The sequence below is a fragment of the Pseudomonas sp. JUb42 genome, from assembly GCF_024807945.1.
Lineage (GTDB): Bacteria > Pseudomonadota > Gammaproteobacteria > Pseudomonadales > Pseudomonadaceae > Aquipseudomonas.
Map to the genome: position 1 here is coordinate 50,432 of NZ_JANUFD010000022.1, position 26,469 is coordinate 76,900.

Genomic DNA, 26,469 nt, shown 5'->3' on the forward strand with positions numbered 1-26,469 from the left:
AAGCGGATTTTGTGGGAGCGAATTCATTCGCGAACAGACCGGTACGTTCGATGAATATTCATCGTCTGGAGCGCCGCTTTCGCGAATGAATTCGCTCCCACATCATTCGCTCCCACAACTCCAGACACCCTTAGTTCCCACCCAGTTTCCAGATCTTGCGCAAAGTCAGATCTTGAACCGCCCGACAAACCCGCTGAGTTCCTCGGACACCGTTACCAGCGAGTGCGAAACGGTCTTGGTCGCCCCCACCACCTCGGCTACCTTGCCGGCATCACTGCTGATACCGACGATATGGCGGTTGATGTCCTCGGCCACCTGGTGCTGCTCTTCGGCGGCAGTGGCGATCTGCATGTTCATGTCCTTGATCACCGTCACCGCGTTGTGCACCCCGGCAAACGCCGCTTCCACCTGGGCGGTGTAGGCCACGGAAGCATTGGACTGCACCAGGCTTTCCTGCATTTCCTGGGTCACGCTGCGGGTGCTGTCCACCAGTTGGGTCAGCAGCGAGTTGATCTGCTCGGTGGAGTCACTGGTGCGTTTGGCCAGGGCCCGCACTTCGTCGGCAACCACCGCAAAGCCACGCCCCTGATCCCCGGCCCGAGCGGCTTCGATAGCGGCGTTGAGCGCCAGCAGGTTGGTCTGTTCGGCAATGCCCTTGATGGTGCCGAGGATGTCGTTGATGGCGTGGGTGTCCTTGGCCAGGCCTTCGATGGAGCCGGAAGCCGCCTGGATGCGCTGCCCCAGTTGCTCGACCTGCTTGATCATCAAGGCAATGACTTTCTGCCCGACACCGGCCTGATCCTCGCCCTCCTTCGCCGCAGCCGCCGCGTTGCTGCAGTTCTGCGCCACTTCGTTGGAGGTGGCGACCATTTCGTGGAAAGCGGTAGACAGCATGTCCACTGCCTGGGCCTGACGCTGCGCAGCGTTATCCAGCGTCGTGGCCTGCTGGCCGATGCTGCCGGCGCTTTGTTCGACACTCTGGCTGGAGGAACGAATATCGCGGATCAGCATCTGGATTCGCGCCATGAAGGCGTTGAAACCTTCGGCCAGCACAGCGGTTTCATCCTTGCCACTGGTGTCCAGGCGCCGGGTCAGGTCGCCCTCGCCGCTGGCGATGTCTTTCAGGCTGCGGGAAGTCTGATTGATCGGTGCAATCAGCTTATTGGCCAGGGTCCAGCCCAGGGCCACGAAGACCAGAATCAGCACGATGCCCATGCCCATGATCATCAGGGCGATGCTCTTGGCCTTGGCGGCGACTTCAGAAGACTCGATCAGGCCGATGTATTTCCAGCCCAGGCGCTCGGAGTGATAGACGTTGGCGGTGTATTGCTTGCCGTTGAGCGTCACTTCGGTGCGGCCCGAAGTCAGCCCGGCCAGTTGCTTGTAGCCGTCGCCAAGACTGTCGAGCATCTTGAAGTTATGCGCTGGATCGCTGGGGTCAGCCAATACGTTGCCGGTGTCTTCGACCAGCATCAGGTAACCGCTCTGGCCGAAGTGCACGCGCTTGACCGATTCGGTCAGCTGCTTGAGCGACACGTCCAGGCCAATCACACCATAACCGCCGGTGGCATCGGTGAAACGCTGTACGGTGGAGATAATGGTGGCGTCATCTTCCGGGAAGAAATACGCCGCCGTCCGTACCGGCTTGCCATTGCCGGACATGCCCGTGGTAAACCAGCCGCGGGTGCGCGGGTCGTAGTTGGCCTTGATGGTGCTGGCCGGATATTGCAGGTAGCCGCCCTGGCTGCTACCCATATAGACGTAGGCATAGGCCGGATGCGCCTTGCCGACCTGAGTGAAGTTGGCATACACCTCACCGGCCTTGCCGGTGGTGGGTTCCTGCAACTGGGAGGCCTGGCCGATGCTCATGTAGTTGGGCATGGTGCCGTCTACGCTTTTGAGCAATGCACTTTCCGACATCGCCATGGCATTCTCGGCGACACCGCTCAAGAAGACATTGAAGCCGTTGTCGACCTCGGCCATCTGCTTGCCGCTGCTTTCGTCGAAGTAGGCCTGTTCACGCTCCATCACCATCCTGGAAACGAAGAGAGTGATGATCAGAATCGGGATGATGGTTATTGCGATAAATGCCGCAATCAGTTTGTTTCGTATAGTCATCAGAATGCACCCGACTTCGATAAATGTGGTGTTGCCCACTTGCTGCAAGCAAGTCTCATACCGCTCCCAGGCGCACATTGACTCCCTGTGCTGCGGCGTCGTTTCCTCAACCACACGGAGTCGTCCCTGAAACGCTGAAAGCCTTTTATACCGCCGCCTCGCGCCTTTTTCGGGCACAGCCCGCAGGGCATTCAACAGGTTATTTGTTACCGCTTTACACCTTCCATTGGATAGACTGCGGCCGACCGCATATCCACCGCCCAGGGACCGCCATGATTCAGCTCCGCCCCATGACCTTTGATGATTTCGAGCGCTTCTGGCCGACCTTTCACGCCGTGGCCAGCGCACAGCAGACCTACGCCTATGATCCGCAGCTGAATCAGGAACAGGCTCGCCAGCTATGGATGGACCTGCCGTTGCACACTTGGCTGGCCGAAGATGAACAAGGCCAATTGCTCGGCAGCTATTACCTCAAGGCCAACGCCGCAGGGCCAGGCAGCCATGTCAGCAATTGCGGCTATATGGTCAGCGAGGCGGCTCGAGGCCAGGGCGTGGCACGGTTGATGTGTGAACACTCCCAGCAACTGGCGCGAGACAGCGGTTTCCTGGCGATGCAGTTCAATTCGGTGGTTTCCAGCAATGAAATAGCGGTGGCGCTGTGGCAGAAACTCGGCTTCGAGATCGTCGGCCGCCTGCCACGGGCCTATCGACATGCCCAATTGGGGCTGGTGGATTGCCTGGTGATGTACAAGTGGCTGGGTGAGCAAGAGACTGACGCGCAGCCTGCTCAGCCCAAGTTGATTGGGCGCAAGAATATCGAGTCAGTGATTTCGCGGCCCCGTAGACCTCGCTGATTATTACTCGTAGGACCGGCTTTAGCCGGGAGGGCGCTCTCCCGGCTAAAGCCGGTCCTACGAGGATCGCATCGGCCCTTAAAACGGCGTAATCAGATAAGCACACCGCCGCGCGCCCTGAAGCAAGTGCTCGGTGCGCTCCACCCGCGCCTCCAGCACTTGTTCGAAGGTCTGTAGTTCCGAACGGCAAAAACCCTGGCAGGTGGTCGCCGCCGCGCAGATCGGGCAGTGGTTTTCCACCAACAGGAACGAACCGTCATCCCGGACGCTGAAGTCCGCCATATAACCTTCCCGACTGCGGATCTGCGCCAACAACTCGACCCGCCCTGGCAAGTCAGCCGCCTTGGCCAGTTCCCGGCGATAGACATCGCGACTCTGCTCTTCACGCACACTGATCAAGCGGTCGATGGCCTGTTCGCCAAAGGTCTCGCGCACGGCATCAAGCAGCTGCACGGTGAGGCCGCCGTGACCATCGGGAAAGCGCCCATGCCCCTTTCCGGTCAGTTGCCAGAGCTGCGCCGGGCGACCTACCCCTCGCGCCTGGGAAAACGATTCGACCAGCCCCGCCGACACCAGCTTGACCAGTTGCTGGCGCGCCGCCTCGGCGGTCATGCCCAACACGCCCCCGGCATCCACCGCCTGTTGCGGCCCGCGCATCTTGAGCAGGTGCAGCAACCGATCGGCGGTGGATTGCGCCTCCTCCGAATTTAACAAGTGATTACTTGACAAATATCAGCCCACCCAGCCTAAATAAAAAAAGAAATTACTTGTTTAAAAGATAAAGCATCGCGCAGGGGATGGCAATTGCGCGGGGCTCATGCACTCAAGGAGGCGTCATGTCCACCGTACACGCACAAGCCAGTTGGGGAGATTTATTGTCCGGGCGCAACGCGGCCTGCTCCATTGCCCTGTCCGGGGGCGTGGCACTGCATGCAATCAACATCTATATCGCCACTACGGTATTGCCCTCGGTGGTCGGCGAGATCGGCGGGCTGGGCCTGTATGCCTGGAACACCACCCTGTTCGTCGTCGCCTCGATCCTCGGTGCGGCCCTGAGCGGCAAGGTGCTCAGCCGCCACGGTGCAAAAAATGCCTACAGCCTGGCGGCGTTGCTGTTCGCCAGCGGCAGCCTGATCTGTGCCTTGGCGCCGAACATGCCCAGCATGTTGGCCGGGCGGACCCTGCAAGGCTTCGGCGGCGGCTTTCTGTTTGCCCTGGGTTACTCGATGATCCAGACCGTCTTCGACGAAAAGCTCTGGCCCAGAGCGATGGCCCTGGTCTCGGCGATGTGGGGGGTGGCCACCCTGCTCGGCCCGGCCATCGGCGGGATCTTCGCCGAACTCAACGCCTGGCGCGCTGCCTTTGGGGTATTGGTGCCGCTGACGCTGATTTATCTGCTGTTCGTCTGGATGATCCTGCCCTCCCGTCCCCGCAGCGAAAAAGCGTCGAGCGCGCTGCCGTTAGCGCAGCTGTTCCTGTTGGCAGCCTCGGTAATGGCGGTCAGCGCCGGCAGCCTGGCCGATGACAGCACCTGGAATATCACCGGCATTATGGTCGCGGCCGTGCTGATCGCCTGGCTGGTACGTCTGGAGCGCACGCGCCCTTCGCGCCTGCTGCCAAAAGGTGCGCTGCGCTTCGATTCAGCGCTGTTTCCCTTGTACGCCTGCGTCGGCCTGCTGGTTATCGGCATGACCAGCGAGACCTTCATTCCCTACTTCCTGCAACACCTGCACGGCCAGACCCCACTGCTGTCCGGCTATCTCGCGGCGTTGATGGCCGCTGGCTGGACGGTGGCGGAAATCATGAGTTCGGGCTGGCAGGGTCGGGGCATCCGCCTGGCCATTATCAACGGCCCGATACTGGTCCTTATCGGCATGCTGACGCTGCTGTTCAGCGTACCACTGCACGGCCAGGGCGCCTGGGCAATACTGGCGGCGGTGGGGTCAGGGCAGTTTTTGGTGGGCTTTGGCATCGGCCTGGGCTGGCCGCATCTGCTGACGCGGATTCTGGTAGTGGCTTCGGAACATGATCAGGACACTGCCGCCTCGTCCATCACCACGGTGCAACTGTTTACCACGGCCCTGGGGTCTGCCCTGGCCGGGATGATTGTCAATCTGGGCGGTTTGAATACGCCGGGGGGTATCGAAGGCACGGCGAATGCGGCCTTCTGGTTGTTCGCACTGTTCAGCGTCGCGCCAGGGCTGGCAATTGCCAGCGCCTGGCGTGCGGCGAGACAGTAAAAGATCTCACGACAACACCGAAATGCTGGGTCAACTTGCTGGATGTGGGAGCCGGCTTGCTGGCGATCGAGTTCACAGCACTCGCGATAGCGTCGGAACCTGATACACCGCCATCGCCAGCAAGCTGGCTCCCACAGAACCTCATTCCAAATCAGGAGTTATAGGGCCTTCATAATAACGGCCCCATCACCCCCTGCTGATCAGTAACCCAACGAAAGCCCGGTATTGCGCCGTGGATCATTGGCGCCATAGAAGCGGTTGTTACCCACAGGTTTGCCACCCAGGGACGGGGCGCCGACCAGAATCGCCGCCAGATGGTTGGCAGGTTGTGCCCCGGCGAACTTGTGGCCCCAGCTCTCCATAAGCTTTTTGGTGTCCGGGCTGAGGGCATAAGGTTCCAGGTTGGTCGAATCCGGCATCCATTGCTGGTGGAAGCGCGGCGCATCGACGGCTTCCTGGATGGTCATGCCATAGTCGATCACGTTAAGCATGGTCAGCAGGGTCGCGGTAATGATACGGCTGCCGCCCGGGGTGCCGACGACCATCACGGCCTTGCCATCCTTGGTCACGATGGTCGGGCTCATGGACGACAGTGGCGTCTTGCCCGGCGCGATGGCATTGGCTTCACCCTGGACCAGGCCGTACATGTTCGGCACACCGACCTTGACAGTGAAGTCGTCCATTTCGTCGTTGAGGATCACCCCGGTCTTGCTGGCCATGACCCCGGCACCGAACCAGTCGTTGAGGGTGTAGGTCACCGATACCGCGTTGCCCCACTTGTCGACGATGGAGTAATGAGTGGTGTTGTTGCCTTCATGGGGCGAAACGCCCGGCTTGATCTCGCTGGAAATCCCGGCTTTCTGCGGATCGATCGCGGCGCGCAGCTTCGCGGCGTAGTCCTTGTCCAGCAGATGGCTGACAGGATTTTTGACGAAGTCCGGGTCACCCAGGTAACTGTTGCGGTCGACATAGGCGTGGCGCATGGCCTCGATCTGGTAATGCGTGCCCTGGGCCGAACGGAAGCCCAGATCCGGCATCGGATAGCCTTCGAGGATGTTCATGATTTCGCAAATGATCACCCCGCCAGAGCTCGGTGGTGGTGCCGAGACCACATGGTAGCCGCGATAATCGCACTCGATGGGCGCCAGTTCACGGGTCTTGTAGTGATCAAGGTCTGCCTGGGTAATGATGCCCTTGCCGGCCTGACTGGAATCGACAATAGCCTTGGCTACCCAGCCCTTGTAGAAACCGTCACTGCCTTTCGCGGAAATCTCCCGCAGAGTCTTGGCCAGGTCTTTCTGCACCAGTTGCTGCCCGACCTGCATCGGTTCGCCCTTGTTCAGGAAAATCGCGCCGGAGTCCTTGCTGTCCTTGCGGAATTCTTCAGTGGCGGTGGACAACAGGTCGACATCACCCTGCTCCAGAGCAAAACCCTTCTCGGCCAGTTGGATGGCCGGGGCTATGACCTCGGCGCGTTTTTTCGTGCCGTACTTGCTCAGCGCCATTTCCATGCCCGACACCGTACCCGGCACACCCACGGCCAGGTGGCCCTTGGCACTCAGGTTCGGCACCACGTTGCCGTCCTTGTCCAGGTACATATTGGCAGTCGCGGCCAGCGGGGCTTTTTCGCGGAAGTCGAGGAACGTCTTGCGGCCGTCAGCCAGCTGGATGGTCATGAAACCACCACCACCGAGGTTGCCCGCTGCCGGATAGACCACGGCCAGGGCATAACCCACTGCTACAGCGGCATCGACGGCATTACCACCGGACTTGAGCACATCGACACCGACATGGGTGGCCAGATGCTGAGCGGTGACCACCATGCCGTTTTCACCGGCAACCGGGGCTACGGAGGCCGCTTGAGAGGAGGAATAGGCAAGGATAAGCGCCGTCGCGATCAGCGACCGGGCAAGGGGCTCGAACTTCATGAGTCGATCTCTTCTTATGGTTTAAGTCAGGATAATCAGAACGGCATGAAGGATGCTTGTAACCCTGATGACTGCGGTCTTGAGCGGCATCCTTGCTGTCGAACGCTGATAACGTAACGTTTCAAAACAATTTTACCTAGAAGATTTTTGTCTCTGTGCTCACGTACCGACTGACAGGTCACACTGGCGATTACCGCTTCACCGGCTACATTTCGTGACAAAAGGTCTATTATTTTCAGGGCTTGTCGGCGTCATCGCGCGCCATGTCGTACGTACAGTGTCGATCCGCCAGGGGCCTTTGCCCGCAGAACGATTGAGATCGCGTACTTTTGCCAGTCAGCCTTCGGCCAAAGGGACAATTTCATGCTTGCACCCCCAGCGAACACGGCGGAGTCCACACGCATCAGGCTGTTGCACGCACTCAATCTGCTCGATACCGATCCCGAACCGGTCTTCGACCGTATCACCCGTTTGCTGGCCCAGACCCTGGACGTGCCCATTGCTCTGGTTTCCCTGGTCGACACCGAGCGGCAGTGGTTCAAATCCGCCGTCGGCCTGAACGTGCGCGAAACGCCGCGCGAGCTTGCCTTTTGCGATCATGCGATCCGTTGCAGCGAAACCATGGTGGTCGAAGACGCCACCCGTGATGAACGCTTCTCCGATAACCTGCTGGTGACCGGCGAGCCGCAGATTCGCTTCTATGCCGGCGCCCCTCTGCGTACCAACGACGGCTATGCCATGGGCACCCTGTGCGCCATCGATTCGCGCCCGCGCACGCTGAGTGTCGAGCACGCGCAGATTCTTGAAGATCTGGCGCAGATCGTCAGTCGAGAATTCCAACTACGCGAGGCGGCCCTGCTGTCGCGCAGCCAGTTGCGCGTCTCGGATCGGCAGATCAAGGCTGCCGAGCGCAAATTTCAAGAAGTCTTCGAGCAGGCCGGTTCCGGCATGGCCCTGGTCGCCCCGAATGGCGGCTGGCTGAAGCTCAATAAAGCCTTCAAGGGCATCATTGGCTACACCGATGAACAGATCAGTGGGCTGACCTTCCAGGACATCACGGTTGCCGAAGACCTTGAACTGGACCTCTCCAATCTCCAACGCCTGAACGCCGGCGAGATTGATCGCTACGAACTGGAAAAGCGTTATATCCGCCACGATCGCAGTATTGTCTGGGTGCACATGACCGTGACCCAGTATGTCGATGAAAACGGCAAGCCCGATTACTACCTGGCCGTCATCAACGACATCCAGGCGCGCAAGGAAGCGGAACAGGCCCGGGAAGAGATCACCCAGCAACTGGAACAGCGGGTCAACGAACGCACCCGCGATCTGCGCCAGCGCGAAGCCGAGCTGCGCGCCGTGCTCGAACACACCAACGATGCCTATGTGTGCATGGATGAAAAAGGCATCGTCACCGCCTGGAACCGCAAGGCCGAGCAGACCTTCGGCTGGGCGCGCAGTGAAGCCATCGGCGGGCAGATCGACAGCATGCTTAGCCCTCAGGGCAGCTACCAACCCCTGCGCGAAGGTATCCAACGTTACATGACCAGCCGCGATGCCCAGCAACTGGGGCGGCGCCTGGAATTTCCAGCGCAACGCAAGGACGGCAGCACCATTCCGGTGGAGGTGCATATCAACGCCATCCATGTGGAGAACAAAACCCTGTTCAACGCCTTCCTGCACGAGATTTCAGAACGCAAGCTCAAGGAGGTCAAACGCGAACGCGAGGCCTTGCAGGACGCCCTCACCGGCCTGCTCAACCGCCGCGCGATGATGGAAACCCTGCCAAAGGCGATCATTGCCGCTCGGGGGGAAAAGCGCTCGCTGGCCCTGCTGTTCATTGACCTGGACGGTTTCAAGGCGGTCAACGATGTGTTCGGCCATGATATCGGTGACGAACTGCTCAAGACCGTCTCCCAACGTCTGATCGACAACCTGCGCGGCAGCGACGCAGTGTTTCGCCTGGCAGGGGACGAATTCACCGTGCTGCTCGACCATGCCGAATCCCTGGACCACGCCCGCAGCGTTGCCGACAAGCTGCGCATCGCCATCAGCGCGCCGCTGCATTTGCGCGGCAATACCGTACATGTCCAGGCCAGCATCGGCCTGTCACTGTTCGGCAACAAGGACCCGCGCACTCCGGAACAACTGGTCAAGGACGCCGACAGCGCCATGTACCGGGCCAAGCGTGGCGGAAGGAATCAGGTGGAGGTGGCCTGAAATCGCTTTTCGTGGGAGCGTGGCTTGCCCGCGAATTATTCAATGCGGTGTGCCTCGCATTGTATATCGCTCGCTTCGCGGCAAGCCTCGCTCCAACGGTCATGACGGCAACATCTGCGCCAACCGCCAAATTGGAAAAACTGTACAGGCCGCCGATGCATAAGAAGTCGCCCCTGCCCAGGCGCTTTGCAGCCTGCGCTGATAACTCCAGTGCCAAAGAAAGTGTCTTTTGTAAAAAAATGTAGTGCTTTAAATATTTCACTACAAAACTATTGACGACGCTTCGTTCCCCTTGCATGATGCAGACGTCTTCCCACCGGAAGCATTGAAAAGAGCATCACCAGTGACTTCGACGAGCTGTCAGGTCACTACCGGGAATTTGTACTGCCCACAAGGCAGATTGATGAAGCAGAACCGGCCTGAACCGTCTGCAACGACGAGAATAGCTGGCGAAACGTCCTCAAGACGCTTGTGGCTGACCCTCAGTGTCACCCGCCGCCAACCCTCGCCTTTGCCTGACAGAACCCTGTAGTCACAAAACCAGTGCACTACATCGGTGAATGTTCAATCCGTCTTCTGCCCTCGACAAGCAACTACGTGTCGTCTCAATTTGCAGCGCCACGAATCAATTCAACGAGTGGTAAAGGGGCATGAACATGGAACTGAATCTGAACAACCAACCGACCGTCGACGAACTCGCTCAACTGTTCGCCAAGCAGAAAGACACCCTGGACGATCACGTTCTCTGGGTCTGCGAGGAAGGCGGCATTCACATCGACCGTCTGGCACCAAACACCGACGAAACCGAGCTGGAGCGGGTTCATCCGCGCATGCGTGCCCGTCTGCGCACCTACCGTCGGGGCAAGGGCTACGTCGGCAAGAAGGCCGCCGCTGACCACGAGTTCATGGGCCGCGTATTGCGCACCCTGCAAAGCGAATGGCCGGAAGCACAAAAGCAGTCCGAGGTTCGCATCCTCGACCGTTACTGCTGAGTGCCAGGCGTGACTATGTAGTCACTGAAAAATCCACTACAGAAATCGCCGACGGCCCCCGATCGGGGCACGAAAGCACAGGAACCAGCAGGTCGACGAGCCGTCCGCCTGCTTCTGCAAAGGTGCTGCCCACAAGGCAGATTGAAGAAACGGAACCACTGGCACAAGCGTTGTGTAGCAGCCGCCTACCCCGGCTACATGCAATGTCCAAGGCCCGGTTCTGCGCCATTACGGCGCCACGTATCCACTCAATCCGTAAACAAGGGGCAAGACCATGATCAATCTGAACAACCAACCGACCATCGACGAACTGGCACAACTCTTCGCCGCGCGCAAAGACACCCTGGACGATCACGTTCTGTGGATCTGCGAGGAAGGCCGCGTGCATATCGACCCGGTAGCACCCTGCTCGCCGGCCAGCGATTCGGGCAGCGTGCACCCGAAGATGCGCGCCCGCCTGCGCACCTACCGCCGCGGTCATGGCTACGTCGGCAAAAAGGCCGCCGCCGACCGTGAATTCATGGGCCGTGTCCTGCACACCCTGAAGTCCGAATGGCACCAGACCCAGAGCCAGAAAGACGTGCGGTTTGTTGATCGGTTCTGTTAATCCGGGCAACCGCAGACTCCGTTGGAGCGTGGCTTGCCCGCGAATCGAACACCTCGGTTTATCTGATGAACCGCGTTATCGTTCTTCGCGGGCAAGCCACGCTCCAACGGGTTATGCATTCGTTAGAAAAACGCCACCGCATAAATCCCATACAGACTCAGCCCCCCAACCCCCGCCCCCAGCAGCGCAATCTCCAGCAGCGGAGCCGACAGGCGTTCCTCACGAATACCGGTAATGCTGCGTCGGTAGCGCCAGCGCAAGCCCACCTGAATGCCCAGGCTCAATAACAGCGCGACAACTATGGGCAGCACCGCAAGAATGCCGAACTGAGGAATCCAGCGCAGGAACAGCGTGCAGGCCACCACCAGGGTCATCAGGGTGCGGCGCCAGGCCAGCAGGGTCCGCTCCGGTTGCAGGCCGGGGTCGTTATGGGCGACGAGTTCGGGCGTAGCGCGACGGTTCACGAGGCGCGATAAGTAAGGAAAGCGATCAGGCCCGCCGCTACCAACGCACCGCCCAGGGACAGGATCGGCACCAGCAACGGCAAAGGCAGGGGTTTGCGCTGACGCATGGCGCGCTCCACCCGCAGCCAGCGTACGCAGGCGCTGGCACTGAGCAGCAGGGCCAGGACCAACAAGGTCAGGGCCACGGCCTTGCGCAGCCCCGGGTCGAAGACCTCGGCGGTAAAGGCTTCAACGGCGATACCACCGGCCATCAGCGCCAGGGCGGTACGGATCCAGGCCAGGAACGTGCGTTCGTTGGCCAGAGTGAAGCGCGGATCCGGCTCGCAGCCGCCGCCCAGCAAGGCGCTGGAAATTTTGTCGCGATCAGGGGCCGTTGGTTTTGGGTGATCCTGTGAGTTCATGTCGCACCGCAGCTGGATAAAGGCTTATGCACATTTCGTTGGATAAGCCACGAAAAAGGCATTTGCCCACCAGTCTGCATGCCTGCGCGACATTAGTCGATGTCAGCGTCGCTCCCTGCAACGCCCCCGTCGCACTTGAAAATATCAGGGAATCAGCCGTTGCGCGCGCAGGGTGGCAAACACCTCGAAGAACGCCTCGTCACTGGCCTGATAGTCGAGGAAACCCAGCTTGCGGCTCTTGGACATGTCCGTCACCACTTCAATAGGACGGCCCAGGTCGGCATCGGTATGCCAAGGCGAGACCAACCGCTCCAGTTTCGGCTCGAGCAAGCCGTGTTGGGCTACCAGCCCGTCCCAGATCGGCTGATCATTGGCCATTTGCGGCTCCAGCGGCTGGATCTGGCCGTCGAACGGTGCCGCCTCGATGCCGAACCAGTTGGCGATTCGTCCCCACATCCAGCTCCAGCGAAAGACATCGCCGTTGACGACATTGAACGCCTGATTGGCGGCGGCCGGGGTGGTCGAGGCCCACAACAACTGTTTGGCCAGTTGGCGGGCATCGGTCATATCGGTAAGGCTGTTCCACTGCGCGGCAGAACCGGGGAAGCGGAACGGCCGACCGGTGGCGCGGCAGATCGAGGCATGCACGGCCAGAGTGGTCGCCATATTCATGGCATTGCCCACGGCGACCCCGGTAATGGTGTGCGGGCGATGCACGCTCCAGGTAAAGCCGTCGCGCTCGGCGGCGGCGAATACCTGGTCTTCCTGGGCGTAATAGAAATTCTCCACGTCCAGACGACCCTGCTCTTCGCGGAACGGCGTCTGCGGCAACGTACCTTTGCCGTAAGCTTCGAACGGCCCCAGGTAGTGCTTCAAACCGGTGACCAGCGCGACATGGCGCAGGCTGGCTTTGGGCCGCAGGGCGTCGAGAACGTTTTTCACCATCGCCGCGTTGACCCGAATATTTTCCGCCTCTGTAGCCTGGCGCGACCAGGTGGCGAGAAACAGGTGCGTCGGCGCGATATCGGCCAATGCCTGGCGCAGGGACTGCGGATCATTAAGATCAGCCGCTACCGGAATCACCGATGCTTCGACCTGGGGATGCCGTGCCAGACCGGCGACGGTCCAACCCTGCCCAACCAACAGCGCGCTGATTGCCCGCCCGACGACGCCGCTGGCGCCCACTACCAATGCAATATTCGACATGATTTGCCTCCCAACGAATTCAGGGCGCACCATAAAGGCCCTTTCACATCAGGCCAAGAAGGCACCAAAAGGTAACCAGACCCACATGCACCCCGGCACACCCGAAGAAAACTGGCTGGAAGACTGCGCCCCGCGCCGCGTACTGGAACTGTTTGCCACCAAGTGGACCAGCATGATCCTGCACACCCTGCATGCCCGCCACGGCGGCATTGCCCGCACGGGCGTATTGCAGCGCAGCCTGCCCGGCATCTCAAAAAAAATGCTCACCCAGACCCTGCGTGAACTGGAGGCCAGTGGCCTGATCCTGCGCCAGGTGCACGACACCGTACCGCCAGGGGTCGACTATAGCCTCTCGCCCTTGGGCCAGCGCATGATCGAACCCATCGAGATGATCTACGACTGGGCGCGGATCAATGCGGCAGCCCTGGATGACCTCAAGCCACGGCAGACATCGCGACGGGCGAACCAGAGAACTAGTGATTGAAACGGATTCCGTGGGGACGGATTTGTCCGCGAAGGCGGTATTTCGATTGATGGAGATGTGACGCCCGTGCCGGCCTCTTCGCGGATGAATCCGCTCCCACCTGCCCCCCTTATAGCCTGTCGCCTTATGGTTCGACCTTAAAGAACAACTCCCGCATCAACTCGAACAACGTCACCTTGACCGCCGTATCCAGCCCGGCCCAGGCCAGCCCCGTCGCAGCGCGGTGATCGCCCAGCGCCAACGGGCGGGCAACCACGTTGGGCGGCACCGCCAGGGCCGCATGGGCAGGTAGCAAGCCGACGCCCAGCCCCGCCGCAACCAGTGCCAGCATGGTGGTGAATTCGCCCAGTTCCGAGGTCAACGGCAACGCCACGCCCTGTGCGCGCAGGGCCTGCATCAGCTCGTCGTAGAAACCCGGCGCATAACGGCGCCCCAGCACCAGAATCGGCAGGGCTTGCAGGTCGTCGGCAAACAGACACTCCCGCTCCGCCAACGGATGCCCGACAGGCAGGGCCAGCACAAAGGACTCATGCAGCACCACTTGGGTCTGAATCCCGGTATAGACAGCAGGCAGGCGCATCAGGCCAAAATCCAGACGGCCTTCCTGCAGCGCTGCCGCCTGATCCGGGCCGGGCATGTCCTTGAGTTGCAGTTCGATACGGGGGAAGCGCTCGTGCACGCTGCGGATCAGCGTCGGCAATAACTCAGGCAATACCGACGAGACAAACCCCAGACGTACCCGGCCAATCTCGCCACGCCCGGATGCCCTGGCCATATCGGCGGCATGGGCGGCCTGATGCAAGGTTGCCCGGGCTTCCGGGAGAAACACTCGTCCCGCCTCAGTCAGGCTGACGGAGTGGCGATTGCGCTCGAGCAAGCGCACCCCCAACTCCTGCTCGAGGGCTTTGATCTGCATGCTCAACGCGGGCTGGACAACGGCCAGACGCTGCGCCGCACGACTGAAATGCAGCTCCTCGGCGAGCACGATAAAGGCGCGTAAATGCTTGAGTTCCATGCTCGCTCATCAATGGTTATCAAAATCCGTGATCACCCTATCATCAATGAACATTGGCCGTGAGCCTGAAACTAGGCTGAACTGGGCGGCACTCGAGCCTGTATGGCTCTTCTCAGGAGATCACTGCATGTCCAACGTTAGCGAGCGCTTTCGCCTCGATGGCCGACTGGCCCTGATCACCGGCTCCAGTGCCGGTATCGGCCTGGCCATCGCCCGTGGTCTGGCTCAGGCCGGCGCCCGAGTGGTGCTCAACGGCCGCACTGCACAAACCCTCGAAGCCGCTGCCGAAGTCTTGCGTGGTGAAGGCCTTGAGGTGCACACGCGGATTTTCGACGTCACCGACACCGATGCCATCCGTCACGCTGTCGCCGATATCGAAAAGCAGCTCGGCCCCATCGAGATTCTGGTCAACAACGCTGGCATGCAGCGCCGTGGCCCGTTGGAGGAATTCAGCGAGGTGCACTGGAGCGAACTAATGCGCACCAACCTGGACAGCGCCTTTCTGGTCGGCCAGGCCGTAGCGCGCTACATGATCAATCGCCAGCGCGGGCGCATCATCAATATCTGCTCGGTGCAGAGCGAACTGGCCCGCCCCGGCATCGCCCCCTATACGGCGAGCAAGGGCGCGTTGAAAATGCTGACCAAGGGCATGGCTGTGGACTGGGGTCCTCATGGCCTGAACGTCAACGGTATCGGCCCCGGCTACTTCAAGACCGAACTCAATGCCGCGCTGGTCGCCAACCCTGATTTCAGCAGTTGGCTGGTGCAGCACACCCCCAGCCGCCGCTGGGGCGATGTCGAAGAACTGGCGGGCGCCGCCGTGTTCCTCGCCTCGGACGCGGCCAGTTTCGTCAACGGCCATATTCTCTATGTCGACGGCGGCATCACCGCCTCACTGTAATTTTCGGAGTCAGTCATGAACGCAATTGTTTGCCACGCAGCCAAAGATCTGCGGGTTGAAGCGCAAGATGAATCTGCCCTGCCCGCTCCAGGCCAACTGCGGGTGCGTGTCGCCCGTGGCGGGATCTGCGGTTCGGATCTGCACTACTATCAGCATGGTGGTTTCGGTACCGTGCGCCTGCGCGAGCCCATGGTCCTGGGCCATGAAATCTCCGCGGTGATCGATGCCGTGGGCGATGCCGACAGTCCTTTCAAGGTCGGTCAGGCCATTGCCGTGTCGCCCTCGCGCCCGTGTGGCGGTTGCCGCTTCTGCCATCTCGGCCAGCCCAATCATTGCCTGAACATGCGCTTCTACGGTAGCGCCATGCCGTTCCCGCATATCCAGGGCGCGTTTCGCCAGAGCCTGATGATCGATGCCAGCCAGGCGCATATTCTCGCCGACGGCCTGAGCCTCGGTGAAGGTGCCATGGCCGAGCCGTTGTCGGTGGGTCTGCACGCCATTGCCCGCGCTGGCGGGGTGTTCGGCAAGAAGGTTCTGATCACCGGCTGCGGCCCCATCGGCAACCTGTTGATCGGCAGCCTGCGCGCCGCCGGAGCCGCCGAAATCATCGCCGCCGATCTCAGCGATTCGGCCCTGGCCTGCGCCACCCGCATGGGTGCCAGCAGCACCCACAACCTCGCGACAAACCCGCAGGCTCTGCAAGGCTACACCGCACAGAAAGGCTATTTCGACGTGATGTTCGAAGTGTCCGGCAGCGCCAAGGCCCTGCATGACGGCCTGCAATGCGTCGCCCCGCGCGGCGTGGTGGTGACCGTCGGCCTGGGCGGCGATGTTGCGCTGCCGCTGAACCTGATCGTCGGCAAGGAGCTGGACCTGCGCGGCACCTTCCGCTTCCACCCGGAATTCGCCCAGGCCGTGGACTTGCTCAATCGTCGGGTCATCGATGTGCGGCCGGTGATTTCCCACTCGGTGCCCTTCGGCGAAGCGGTCAGGGCCTTCGAACTGGCGGCGGACAAGAGCCAGGCTATGAAGGTCCTGCTGGATTTCGGCGTCGCCGACCGCTAAGGCTCTGACATCCTTGCCTGATCCTCTGAGGCGGGTTGTGTTTTGTGCGTGTCGCGCGCAGATTCGGGGTCTATACCGCTGCCCGGTGTGAGATCCATGACTGACCGCTTCGATGACGACCCGCACCTGTCCCGCCAGATGGTGGCGCTGCTGCAACAGCTCGCCCCCGTCGAGGGCTACAACCTCACGCCCCTGGCGGATGTGCGCCTGCTGCGCTCCAATCGCCCCCTGAGCCGCACCCCGGTGCTCTACGACCCTGGCATCGTCATCGTCTGCCAGGGCCGTAAACGCGGCTACTGGGGTGACGAGCTGCTGGTCTATGACGCCCGGCATTATCTGGCCGTGGCCGTGCCTGTGCCCTTCACTATGGAAACCGAGGCCAGCGCCGAGGAACCACTGCTTGCCATCTACCTGCATCTGGATTTCACCGTGGCCGCCGAGGTGCTGTTGGCGCTGAGCGAACAAGGCAGCGATGAGCATTACGAGCCCAAGGGCTTGTATGCCTCGCCCATGGAGAAGCCGCTGGAGCAGTCGGTGCTGCGCCTGCTGGAAGTGCTGGGCTCGGAAGTGGAAAGCCGGGTGCTGGGGCCGGCGCTGGTGCGGGAGATTTACTTCCGGGTGCTGACCGGCGCCCAGGGCGGTTCTCTGCGCGCGGCCCTGGGTCGTCAGGGCCAGTTCGGCAAGATCTCCCGGGCGATCCGCAAGATCCACACCTGCCTGGGTGAGGCGCTGGACGTGGAGCAACTGGCCCGGGAAGTGAACATGAGCGTGCCGACCTTCCACGCGCACTTCAAGAATGTCACCCAGACCTCGCCCATGCAGTATCTGAAATCCACCCGTCTGCATCAGGCACGGCTGCTGATGCTGCGCAAAGGCCTCAACGTCTCCACTGCTTCGCTACAGGTCGGCTACGAAAGCCCGTCGCAGTTCAGCCGCGAATTCAAGCGCCTGTTCGGCCTCACACCCAGCGATGAAGTCATCCGTATGCAACAGTCCTTCGCCTTGCCACCGCCGGCCGCGGCGTCGATTTATGTGTCGTCGCATTAACGGTAAGGCTATTACCCGAATTGGAACGATATGTGGGAGCGAATTCATTCGCGAAGGCGGTTTTACAGGCGACAAAAATGCGCCGGACGTACTGCCCTGTTCGCGAATGAATTGGCTCTGTCCGCGTTAGGTGTTGCAGTTAGTGATTTATCGAGTGGATTCAGTCAGTTGCAGCGCCATCATTCTCGAATCAGGCTCAAATGTTGTGGGAGCGGATTCATCCGCGAAAAGGTCATGATCGTGCAGACTTCTTCGCGGATAAATCCGCTCCCACAAAATCCGCGATACTTCGTACGCAACACGTAACGCAGACAGAGCCAATGAATTCGCTCCCACTGAATGCGCTTCCACAGGATTTACGCGCCCCTGCCAACGATATGCAAAGAGTGCTTATGCCTGCTCAAACACGGAAACGCGAAACCAGCGTCTGCAGATGCGTGCCCAGTCGCGCCAGCTCAACACTGGAGGCCGCCGTCTTGTCACTGGCCGTCGCGGTCTGTTCCGACACGTCGCGCACGCTGATCACACTGCGGTTGATGTCGTCGGCCACGGCGGTCTGCTCCTCAGCAGCGGTTGCAATCTGCTGGTTCATCGACTGGATAGCCGCCACGCTGCGGGTGATGCTTTCCAGGGATTGCCCGGCCTGACGAGCCAGTTCGACGCTGCTGTCGCTCAGGGCACGGCTGTTTTCCAGAGTGGTGGAGACCTGCTGAGTACCCGATTGCAGGCCGGAGATCAGCCCCTCGATTTCCTCGGTGGACTTCTGCGTGCGCTGAGCCAGGCTGCGCACTTCGTCAGCCACCACGGCAAAACCACGCCCGGCTTCACCGGCACGGGCAGCTTCGATGGCGGCGTTAAGGGCCAGCAGGTTGGTCTGTTCGGCCACCGACTTGATCACATCGAGCATGCTGCCGATCTTGTCGCTTTCGCGCTTGAGTTCGCTCATGGCATGGGTCGAATGGCCGACTTCCGTGGCCAGGCGATCGATCTGGGCAATGGCCTTGTTGACCACGTCGTCACCGGCACGGGCTTCACGATCGGCACCGGCTGCGGCCTCCGAGGCCTGTTCAGCGTTGCGCGCCACTTCCTGTACGGTAGCGGTCATTTCGTTCATGGCCGTGGCCAGTTGATCGGTTTCGATCTTCTGGGTATTGACCCCGACACTGGTCTGCTCGGTCACGGCCGACAACTGCTCGGCGGCGCTGGAGATCTGCGTGACGCCATCACGAATGCCGCCGATCAGACCGCGCAAATTAGTGGTCATGCCATGCACACTGGCCTGCAGTTTGCCCAGCTCATCACCGCGCTCGGTGCGAGCGTGCTCGGTCAGGTCACCGGCCGCGACACGCTCGACCACCAACAAGGTTTCATTCAACGGCGTGACGATCTGCCCGGTAATCAACATGGCCGCAATAACGCCCAGCAATAGCGCCCCGATGGCCGCACCAATCAGGATGTAGCGAGCCTGTTGGGTATCGGCTTCGCGCCACTGAATCTGGTTTTGCGTCATCTTGTCGCTGAGCGACAGCATCGCGACCATATCGTCGCCCAGGGTCTTGGCCGCCTGCTCACTGTCCACTTGGGCAGCGCGGAACTGGTCAGCCGTCGAGCGATAACCGACCAGGGCCTGGTCCAGACGCGCAGCGCCATCGGCCAGCGATGGCGGCAAAGTGTCGGCCAGTTTCTTGATATTGGCCCGTGCTGCGTCGATGGCCGCCAAAGCGCCGGGGTACATGGAAATCTTGCCGCTGTAGGTGAAGCCGCGCAGGGCGAAACGCGCGCCCTGGAACAGACGTTCCTGCTCGACCACGGTTTTCTCCTGGATTTCCCGCTGCAACAGGGCATCCGGGTCGGTCGGCAGCTTGGCCAGACCGCTGTTCATCTGCTCAAGTTCGGCAGCACCAGCGTCGGCATATTTACCAAAGACATCGCGGGTAGCTTCACGGCTATCAATCGCCTGACGGTATTTACCGAAGACGCTGCGGTAATCATTGAGCTGCTTCTGCGCCTCGCTCAGTAATTTAAGGTCTTCAGGAAACGCCAACTGGGCCTGTAGTTTACTGAGGTGCGGATCGAGGGCATCCATGATCTTGACCACAGCTGTCGCATGTTCGGCGTCGTAATTGAGGGTGTAGGACAAGCGCGCGACCCGCAGGTCGCGGTACATTTCCGCCATCTTGGCGATACTGACCAACTTGTCGCTGCGACTGGTCAGCGCACTCAGGCTGCTCCACCCGGTCAGGCTTATCATCAGGGTCAACAACAGAACCAGAGCAAAACCGAATGCCAGCTTTGCACGCACACTGATATTGCCCAGCACACTGCCTGCGGGACGAGCCATGGGTGAATCTCCAGAAAACGCACGATGAACGACTACCAGCCAGGCGCACCTCGGCGCCTGTCACAACTGGACATGTTCTCGCTGCATCGGCCATGGGCGACGTATCTTGAAGGCCCGTCCGATATTTCATGAAGACAAATCTTGTTACTTATTCAGCAATTACCAGTGCGCTACGCGGCTTGAACAGCCAGGTAGCGACTGCACAGGCAGCCAGTAACACACAGGTGCCGAGAAAAACCACGCGCATGCCAAAATGCCCACCCAGAAAGCCGCCGGCCAAAGGCCCCAGCACCTGGCCGACATATTGACTGGAGGTGGAATAACCGAGCATGCGCCCGGCCACGTTTTCCGGCACGGCATGACGGATGATCGCGGCGATGCACGGCAACAGTCCACCCAGGGCCAGCCCCATGAGAAAGCGCAGCAGCACCAGTTGCCATTCCTGAGTGACGAAGGCTTGGGGGATCAACAATAGCGAGGCCACGGTCAGGCACCCGGTAACCACTGTCCAGTGACCAATCCGGTCGGCCAGCTTGCCCAGGCGAGACGCTGAAATGATACTGCCCAGCGCCGTGGCCGACATCACCAGCCCCGCCGCCACCGTCACCTGCTCGGCCTTGAGCTGGATCAGGTAGACGGTGATGATCGGCTCGATGGACATCACCGCGAACATCAGCAGACTGGGCACCACCAGCATGATCAGCACCGGCCTGCGGTCACTGATACCGGCCCAGACACTGGCCCTGGCGGCAGCCTTGTGCTCTTTGCTGCGCGGCGGCCGGGGCGCTTCCTTCATCAGGAACAGCGTGGCAAGGAAGGTCACGAAGATCGCCGCCCCGGCCAGAAAAAAGGTATTGCGAATGCCAATCAGCGGCGGCAGCGAGCCACCGATCAAGGGTCCGGCGAGATTGCCTGCCATGATCCCCGACGAGAGCATGCCCAAAGCCCAGCCAGATCGCGCCTTGGGCGTCTGGGTAGCAACCAGGATGGTCGCGCCGGAGGCATAACCGCCCAACAGACCGGCCAGCAGACGCAGCAGCACCAGTTGCCAGACATTCTCGGCCAGGCCGATCAGCGACATCGCCACAGCCATGCCCAGGCTCGCGCGAATCAGCATCAGCTTGCGCCCGTAACGATCCCCCAGACGCCCCCACAAAGGCGCGGTGAAGGCTGCGGAAAGAAAGGTGGCACCAAACGCCACGCCGGACCACTGGGCAATTTCAGCCGGGTCGCTGACCCCCAGTTGCTCGACATACAGCGGCAGAAACGGCAGCAGCAAGGTCATGGCGATGATCGTGGTAAATGAGCCCAGGGCACAGACCGCCAGGTTGCGTTGCCAATGCTGCTCGACGGGGTTCAAGTCCGGTGCTGCGCTCATGAATGCTCTCCAGGGATGCAAGCCGGATACGCTAGCGCTTTGCCTTCCATAAATAAAATTCATGTTTTTTATGCAGTGCATAACACCTAGGAATATCAACAAAGCGTCGTTGGAGCCGGGCTTGCCCGCGAAGACATTGTGTCAACCTCAGGAGATGTGTCGAATATGCCTGCCTCTTCGCGGGCAAGCCCGGCTCCCACAATAAATCGTCGAAATTCCTCTAAGATGTGCAACTCGGACAGCCAAGGAATAACAACAATGAACTACTCCAAACCGTCCCCCATTGCCGTCGTTGGCGATCGTTGCGGTGAAGGTGCCGTGTGGTCGGCGGCGCAAAGCGCGGTATTTTGGGTCGATATCAACCGCTTTCTGATTCACCGCCTGGACTATCCGTCCCGGCAGTTGCAGACCTGGGTCTTCGACGAACCGGTGGTGGCCCTGGCACTGACGGAAGATGACCAGCGCCTGCTGGTGGCCCTTGGCTCCAAGTTGATCTGGTGGTGGCCGCACACCGACGAACGTCTGGATCACGGCTTTACCCTGCCCGCCTCGCCCCAGGCACGATTGAATGACGGGCGCTGCGATCCGCTGGGCAATTTCTGGGTCGGCTCGATGTTCAACAATGTCTCCCCTGAAGGCGAGAGCATTGGCGGCAGCGGCAAGCCGGGAGTGTTGTACCGCATCAGCGCGGACGGCACGGCCAGCCCTAGGGTTGATGGTTTGCAGATATCCAACACCCTGTGCTGGAGCCCGGACCGCACGACCTTCTATTTCGGCGACAGCCCGACCAACGAAATCCGCGCCTACAGCTACGACGCCGAGAGCGGCGATATCGGCCCCGGCAGGGCTTTTTTCAGCGGCTTCGAGCGCGGCGAACCGGACGGTTCAGCCATCGACCGCGAGGGTTATCTGTGGAATTGCCGCTACGGTGGTGGTGGCATCGCCCGGATCGCCCCGGACGGGCAACTGGACCGATTCATCGAAATGCCCACCCTCAACCCGACCACCTGCGTGTTTGGTGGGCCGGACCTGAGCACGCTGTTTATCACCTCAGCCGCCAACGACACCCTGCCAGGGGATCGCCTGGCGGGATCGTTGTGGATGATCGAGACGGATGTGGCGGGGTTGCCGGAGAATAAGGTCAAATTGACAAGCTGACAGAGCCTGTGGGAGCGAGGCCTGGTCAGGCCTTTAGTCATCCAACCCTTTCGGCGCAGCCGCCGCGCCCTTGCCCGGTTTACCGCCCTTCTCCGCTGCGGCAGGCTTGGCTTCCGGAACCGCAGCCGGTGGCGGCGGTGCCGAGGCCTGTTTTTCCGTGGCCGGCAACTGGTCGATGGTGTTGAACAATTCCTTGGGTTCGATGGCGCCCGCGTGCTCCATTTTCTTTTCGCCATCCTTGCCGACGAGGATGATCTTGGTCTGGGCACCGGCGCCCAGTTTCAATTCACGAATCAGCGCCATGGTCGACTGTGCATCGAGGTCCTTGCCGTTGCGCTGGCCGATGGTGTTGATCACGGTGTAGAGGACCATGTTGCGCTCATCGAAGGCCTTGCGATTGTCCGGTTCGGCCAAGGCCTTTTTCAGGCTGACCAGGGTGGGATCCACCGTGCTGGGGGCAATCACGATCAAAGGACGAGAACGACCCCGATCCTGATTCAAGGGGGAATCGCTGTCGGCCGCCAGTAGAGGACCGGCAAACGCCAGGGCGGTGATCAGCGTCAGTGATCGCATGAACATGGGGATCTCCTTTTCGTCTTCTTGGTTGAAGCATTGCGCATTGTGAACAAAGCGCCAGCTTCAGACTGCAAAACCAGCCGATATATCCCGACACTAAACCAGCCGAGGCGTTAACGGAACATCGGCGCTGTATCGGCCAGCGATTTCAGGATAACTTGGCGCACCGTCGTTACAGGAGTTCCCCCATGATCGATAGCCAGGCCGTCCTTACCGTGTTCATGGTGTATATCGCCGGGGTACTGATTCCGGGCCCAAATTTTGTGGCCGTGGTGCACAAAGCCGTGTCCGACACGCGACAACAGGCGCTGGCACTGGTGGCGGGTATCGTTGTGGTCAATGTGTTCTGGGCCAGCTGCGCCATCGGCGGGATCAGCGTGGTGTTCGCCGCGTTCCCCTGGGCGGCATTGACCATCAAACTGCTGGGCGCCGCCTATCTGATCTGGTTCGGGCTGCGCCTGCTGCTCAAGGCCGGAACAGGAGCCGCTGCAACGCCTGCGCAGGCCGCCGTCGGCAGTGCCGGCCGCGCCTTCATGCAGGGTGTGATCACCAATATCGGCAACCCCAAATCCATGGCGTTCTTCGCGGCGGTATTTTCCTCGGCAGCACCGGCCCATGCTTCGCCGGGAACCTTTCTCTCGATGCTGGCGGTGGTGGCCATGGTCTCGTCGAGCTGGTACACCCTGGTCGCCGTCGCCCTGTCACAACCGACCGTGGCCGCTGCCTATCGCCGCAGCAAGAAAACCGTCGACCGGCTATGTGGCGGCCTGATCGTGTTTCTGGGCATCCGTCAGTTGGCTCACTAGGCCGATCAGATGGCCTGCTGAGCCCTGGCCGTCAGCCAGACTTCCAGATCGCTGGCCGACAATGGCCGGGAGAACAGGTAGCCCTGGGCCACATGGTAGCCCTGGCGCTTGAGAATCTGGTATTGCGCCTCGGTCTCGATGCCCTCGGCCACCACCTTCAGGCTCAGGCTTTCGCCGATGTGAATCACCGCATCGCTCAAGGCCTGGCTGGTCGGGTCGTTTTCCAGGTCCATGACGAAACTGCGGTCGAGCTTGAGCTCGCGGATTGGCAAGCGGCGCAGGTAACTGAGGCTGGAGTAGCCGGTGCCGAAATCGTCCATGGCCAGGCCGACGCCCAGGGCATGCACTTCATTGAGCACATTGAGTGTGCTGGGGTGGATGTCCATCAGCACGTTTTCGGTCAGCTCCAGCGTCAGGTCACTGGCCGCAAGCCGGTAGTGCTCAAGCGTGCGGGCGATCATGCCGGGCAGCTCGATATTGTGGAAGTTGGTCGGTGACAGGTTGACCGAAATCATCGGCACCACCAGACCCCTGCTGCGCCAGGCCGCCAGTTGCCGACACGCCTCGCGAATCGCCCACAGCCCCAGGTCCCCGATCAGGCCGCATTCCTCGGCCAGGGGAATGAAGCGCACCGGGGAGATTTCGCCGAACTGCGGATGGGTCCAGCGCGCCAGGGCCTCGACGCCGTGCAGGGTGCGCCCCTGCATATCGACCTGAGGCTGGTAGTGCAGGCGAAACTGGTTGCAGGACAGCGCTTCGCGTAACGCCTGCTCCAGCGCCTGACGCTCCTGGGCCTTCTGGTTGAGCTCATGACTGAAGAAGCTGAAACGCCCGCGACCGGCCTTCTTGGCCTGATACATCGCCATATCGGCGCGATGAATCAGCACGCCCATGTTGTCGCCGTCGTCGGGAAACACACTGATGCCTATACTGGCCGATGGCGACAGGGTCTTGCCTCCAATGCGACACGGCTCGCCGAGGGTCAGTTTCAGGTGCTCGACCACATCGGTGACATGCCGACTGCCGCACTTGGGCAGGATCATCACGAACTCGTCTCCGGACAGGCGCGCGACAATGTCATTCTGACGCCGCTCGAAACACAGACGCTTGGCGACGACCTGCAACAGCTCGTCACCCGCCGGATGGCCCATGGAATCGTTGACCTGCTTAAAGCGGTCCAGGTCGATGAACAACACGGCCAACTCCGTGTTATTGCGCTTGGCATCGCTCAGGGCGTGCTCGGCATTAGCGTGGAGCAGACTGCGGTTGGGCAGCTCGGTGAGGCTGTCGTAGAACGCCAATTGGCTGATGTGGGCGCGGATCTTCTCCCGCTCCAGCGCCAGGGCGCATAACGGCACGATGACATCGACCAGCTGCTGATGAAATGCCGAGGGGCCACGCACGTCTTTGTAATAGAGCGCCAAAGTGCCGATGGCCCGGCCTTCAGTGCTCATGATCGGCGTCGACCAACAGCTTTTCAGACCCAGCGGCAGCACCACACTCTTGTAGTCGCGCCACAACGGGTCATTGGCGATATCGGTAGAAATCACCGGCTTGCCACGAAAGGCTGCCGTACCGCAGGCGCCGACTCCTTCGCCGATTTTCAGGCCATCGATCTGGCGGCAGTAGTCACTGGACAGGCGTGGAGCGGCCAGGGTGTGCAGACGGTCCTGCTCATCGATCTGCAACACCGAGGTGATGACATCCGGCGCAATCCGTTCGATCTCCCGGCACGCCAGCTCCATCAGGGTTTCCAGGGGCTCTTCCCGGACCATGGCGCTGAGCATGCGATGCTGCAGCACTTCATGCATTTTCGAACGCGAGATATCGGTGAGGATCCCCACCGCATTGGTGATGAGACCTGCGCTGTCGCGGATCGGGTTGATGGTCACGCTGCACCAGATGCGCTCGCCACTCTTCACATAGGTCAGTTCCTCGGCCTTGATCGGCTGACCGATGCTCAACAGTTCCCGAGCCCCGTCGCGCACTTCCCGGGACAGATGCGGCGCCAGCAAGGTATCCGGGAACTGGCCGCGCACCTCATCCAGTGAATAGCCGAACATGCTTTGGAAACCGGCGTTGACGTAGACGATCCGCCACTGGCTGTCGGTGATGATGATCGAGCTGTCGGTCTGATCGGTCACCAGTGACAGCAGGCGCAGGCGTTCGCGCTCTGCATGCTGTTCGGTGACATCCTTGATAAAGGCGGTGTAGAGAATCTGCCCTTCGCTGACGATGCGCGAGATCGACATGGCGCCCCAGCGCTGGCCTCCATCGCCGCGCATGATCGGCACGTCGCGGCTGACACCGACGTACTTGTCGATGCCGGTGACACGATTGTGGTTTACGTAGGCGTCGTGATGGGGGCGAATATCGTGGGGGATGAGCACATTGACGTTATGCCCCAGCACTTGCTCAGGGGACAGCGCCCACAAGCGTTCAGCGGCCGGATTGAACAGCACCACGTTATTGTCGGCGTCGATGACCACGACGCCATCGATGGCTTGTTCAAGGGTCTGAACGAAAATTCCGGAAAGACTGCTGGTAATGCCCATGAGACTGGACCACGTGCGAGTAAGACCGCTGAAGGGCCGGACACCAGCACCTTCGTTGCCCACCTAATAGCACAAAGCCATGCCCACGAGAAGTTCTCTGAGACTAAAGCGTC

21 protein-coding genes and 3 pseudogenes are annotated in these 26,469 nt (G+C 60.8%); 11 read left to right on the forward strand and 13 right to left on the reverse strand.

The annotated features are described in order from the left end of the window. Positions 1–165 precede the first annotated feature (165 nt). Entirely contained in the window at positions 166–1,026 is an 861-nt protein-coding gene (locus M2401_RS34875) for a methyl-accepting chemotaxis protein (RefSeq protein ID WP_409034018.1), read from the reverse strand. After that, positions 1,024–2,196, reverse strand: a pseudogene (locus M2401_RS34880) (cache domain-containing protein); the annotation flags it as partial. The pseudogene M2401_RS34880 and the gene M2401_RS34875, both read right to left, overlap by 3 nt. A gap of 194 nt (positions 2,197–2,390) precedes the next feature. Between M2401_RS34880 and M2401_RS31975 the strand changes: the two are divergent. Continuing rightward, the gene (locus M2401_RS31975) at positions 2,391–2,972 is read left to right on the forward strand and encodes a GNAT family N-acetyltransferase (RefSeq protein WP_259110310.1); all 582 of its coding nucleotides are present in this window, start codon (positions 2,391–2,393) and stop codon (positions 2,970–2,972) included. Positions 2,973–3,050: 78 nt separating this feature from the next. On the opposite strand, the gene M2401_RS31980 is transcribed toward M2401_RS31975, so the two are convergent. Continuing rightward, positions 3,051–3,686: a metalloregulator ArsR/SmtB family transcription factor gene (locus M2401_RS31980; protein WP_259110313.1), complete on the reverse strand. Its 636-nt coding sequence runs from the start codon at positions 3,684–3,686 to the stop codon at positions 3,051–3,053. A gap of 122 nt (positions 3,687–3,808) precedes the next feature. Here M2401_RS31980 and M2401_RS31985 point away from each other — a divergent pair, with 122 nt between their 5' ends. After that, a complete protein-coding gene (locus M2401_RS31985; RefSeq protein WP_259110315.1) occupies positions 3,809–5,212 on the forward strand; it encodes an MFS transporter in 1,404 nt (467 codons plus the stop codon). Positions 5,213–5,412: 200 nt separating this feature from the next. On the opposite strand, the gene ggt is transcribed toward M2401_RS31985, so the two are convergent. Continuing rightward, complete coding sequence (gene ggt, locus M2401_RS31990) at positions 5,413–7,140, reverse strand: gamma-glutamyltransferase (protein ID WP_259110317.1); 1,728 nt, start codon at positions 7,138–7,140, stop codon at positions 5,413–5,415. Between the two features lie 363 nt (positions 7,141–7,503). Here ggt and M2401_RS31995 point away from each other — a divergent pair, with 363 nt between their 5' ends. The 3 genes from M2401_RS31995 (at position 7,504) to M2401_RS32005 (ending at position 10,959) form a co-directional block, all read left to right on the forward strand. Next, a complete protein-coding gene (locus M2401_RS31995; protein WP_259110319.1) occupies positions 7,504–9,360 on the forward strand; it encodes a PAS domain S-box protein in 1,857 nt (618 codons plus the stop codon). Between the two features lie 656 nt (positions 9,361–10,016). Beyond that, a complete protein-coding gene (locus tag M2401_RS32000) occupies positions 10,017–10,352 on the forward strand; it encodes a hypothetical protein (RefSeq protein WP_259110321.1) in 336 nt (111 codons plus the stop codon). Positions 10,353–10,629: 277 nt separating this feature from the next. Next, positions 10,630–10,959: a hypothetical protein gene (locus M2401_RS32005; protein ID WP_259110398.1), complete on the forward strand. Its 330-nt coding sequence runs from the start codon at positions 10,630–10,632 to the stop codon at positions 10,957–10,959. 122 nt (positions 10,960–11,081) lie between these two features. On the opposite strand, the gene M2401_RS32010 is transcribed toward M2401_RS32005, so the two are convergent. The 3 genes from M2401_RS32010 to M2401_RS32020 all read right to left on the reverse strand — a co-directional run bounded on the left by M2401_RS32010 (position 11,082) and on the right by M2401_RS32020 (position 13,030). Continuing rightward, complete coding sequence (locus M2401_RS32010; RefSeq protein ID WP_259110323.1) at positions 11,082–11,423, reverse strand: DUF202 domain-containing protein; 342 nt, start codon at positions 11,421–11,423, stop codon at positions 11,082–11,084. Further along, positions 11,420–11,824, reverse strand: coding sequence for a YidH family protein (locus M2401_RS32015; protein WP_259110326.1), 405 nt, complete (start codon positions 11,822–11,824; stop codon positions 11,420–11,422). The genes M2401_RS32010 and M2401_RS32015 overlap by 4 nt, the downstream gene beginning before the upstream one ends. 144 nt (positions 11,825–11,968) lie before the next feature. Then, entirely contained in the window at positions 11,969–13,030 is a 1,062-nt protein-coding gene (locus M2401_RS32020) for an SDR family oxidoreductase (RefSeq protein WP_259110328.1), read from the reverse strand. Between the two features lie 85 nt (positions 13,031–13,115). On the opposite strand from M2401_RS32020, the gene M2401_RS32025 reads away from it, so the two are divergent. Beyond that, positions 13,116–13,514, forward strand: coding sequence for a helix-turn-helix domain-containing protein (locus tag M2401_RS32025; RefSeq protein WP_259110331.1), 399 nt, complete (start codon positions 13,116–13,118; stop codon positions 13,512–13,514). Between the two features lie 124 nt (positions 13,515–13,638). Here M2401_RS32025 and M2401_RS32030 read toward each other — a convergent pair whose 3' ends face one another. Then, a complete protein-coding gene (locus M2401_RS32030) occupies positions 13,639–14,529 on the reverse strand; it encodes a LysR family transcriptional regulator (RefSeq protein ID WP_259110333.1) in 891 nt (296 codons plus the stop codon). 127 nt (positions 14,530–14,656) lie between these two features. On the opposite strand from M2401_RS32030, the gene M2401_RS32035 reads away from it, so the two are divergent. The 3 genes from M2401_RS32035 to M2401_RS32045 all read left to right on the forward strand — a co-directional run bounded on the left by M2401_RS32035 (position 14,657) and on the right by M2401_RS32045 (position 17,542). After that, positions 14,657–15,430, forward strand: a complete 774-nt coding sequence (locus tag M2401_RS32035) for a glucose 1-dehydrogenase (protein ID WP_259110336.1) — start codon at positions 14,657–14,659, stop codon at positions 15,428–15,430. 15 nt (positions 15,431–15,445) lie between these two features. Continuing rightward, on the forward strand, positions 15,446–16,495 hold the full coding sequence (locus tag M2401_RS32040) for an L-idonate 5-dehydrogenase (RefSeq protein ID WP_259110339.1): 1,050 nt from the start codon (positions 15,446–15,448) through the stop codon (positions 16,493–16,495). A gap of 96 nt (positions 16,496–16,591) precedes the next feature. Then, positions 16,592–17,542 (forward strand): AraC family transcriptional regulator, encoded by a 951-nt coding sequence (locus M2401_RS32045; protein ID WP_259110342.1) that lies wholly within the window; start codon positions 16,592–16,594, stop codon positions 17,540–17,542. A 400-nt stretch (positions 17,543–17,942) separates the two neighbouring features. Here the strand turns inward: M2401_RS32045 and M2401_RS34885 are convergent. From M2401_RS34885 to M2401_RS32055, 3 genes and pseudogenes are all read right to left on the reverse strand, one after another. Next, a pseudogene (locus M2401_RS34885) lies at positions 17,943–18,995 on the reverse strand (methyl-accepting chemotaxis protein); the annotation flags it as partial. Between the two features lie 21 nt (positions 18,996–19,016). Then, positions 19,017–19,883, reverse strand: a pseudogene (locus M2401_RS34890) (methyl-accepting chemotaxis protein); the annotation flags it as partial. Positions 19,884–20,031: 148 nt separating this feature from the next. Continuing rightward, positions 20,032–21,261, reverse strand: a complete 1,230-nt coding sequence (locus tag M2401_RS32055; RefSeq protein ID WP_259110346.1) for an MFS transporter — start codon at positions 21,259–21,261, stop codon at positions 20,032–20,034. A 258-nt stretch (positions 21,262–21,519) separates the two neighbouring features. On the opposite strand from M2401_RS32055, the gene M2401_RS32060 reads away from it, so the two are divergent. Next, entirely contained in the window at positions 21,520–22,419 is a 900-nt protein-coding gene (locus M2401_RS32060; protein ID WP_259110348.1) for an SMP-30/gluconolactonase/LRE family protein, read from the forward strand. Positions 22,420–22,452: 33 nt separating this feature from the next. On the opposite strand, the gene M2401_RS32065 is transcribed toward M2401_RS32060, so the two are convergent. Then, a complete protein-coding gene (locus M2401_RS32065; protein ID WP_259110350.1) occupies positions 22,453–22,998 on the reverse strand; it encodes a DUF4174 domain-containing protein in 546 nt (181 codons plus the stop codon). Between the two features lie 185 nt (positions 22,999–23,183). Between M2401_RS32065 and M2401_RS32070 the strand changes: the two genes are divergently transcribed. Continuing rightward, the gene (locus M2401_RS32070) at positions 23,184–23,801 is read left to right on the forward strand and encodes a LysE family translocator (RefSeq protein WP_259110352.1); all 618 of its coding nucleotides are present in this window, start codon (positions 23,184–23,186) and stop codon (positions 23,799–23,801) included. Between the two features lie 5 nt (positions 23,802–23,806). Here the strand turns inward: M2401_RS32070 and M2401_RS32075 are convergent, their stop codons facing one another. Continuing rightward, entirely contained in the window at positions 23,807–26,356 is a 2,550-nt protein-coding gene (locus M2401_RS32075; RefSeq protein ID WP_259110354.1) for an EAL domain-containing protein, read from the reverse strand. Positions 26,357–26,469 lie beyond the last annotated feature (113 nt).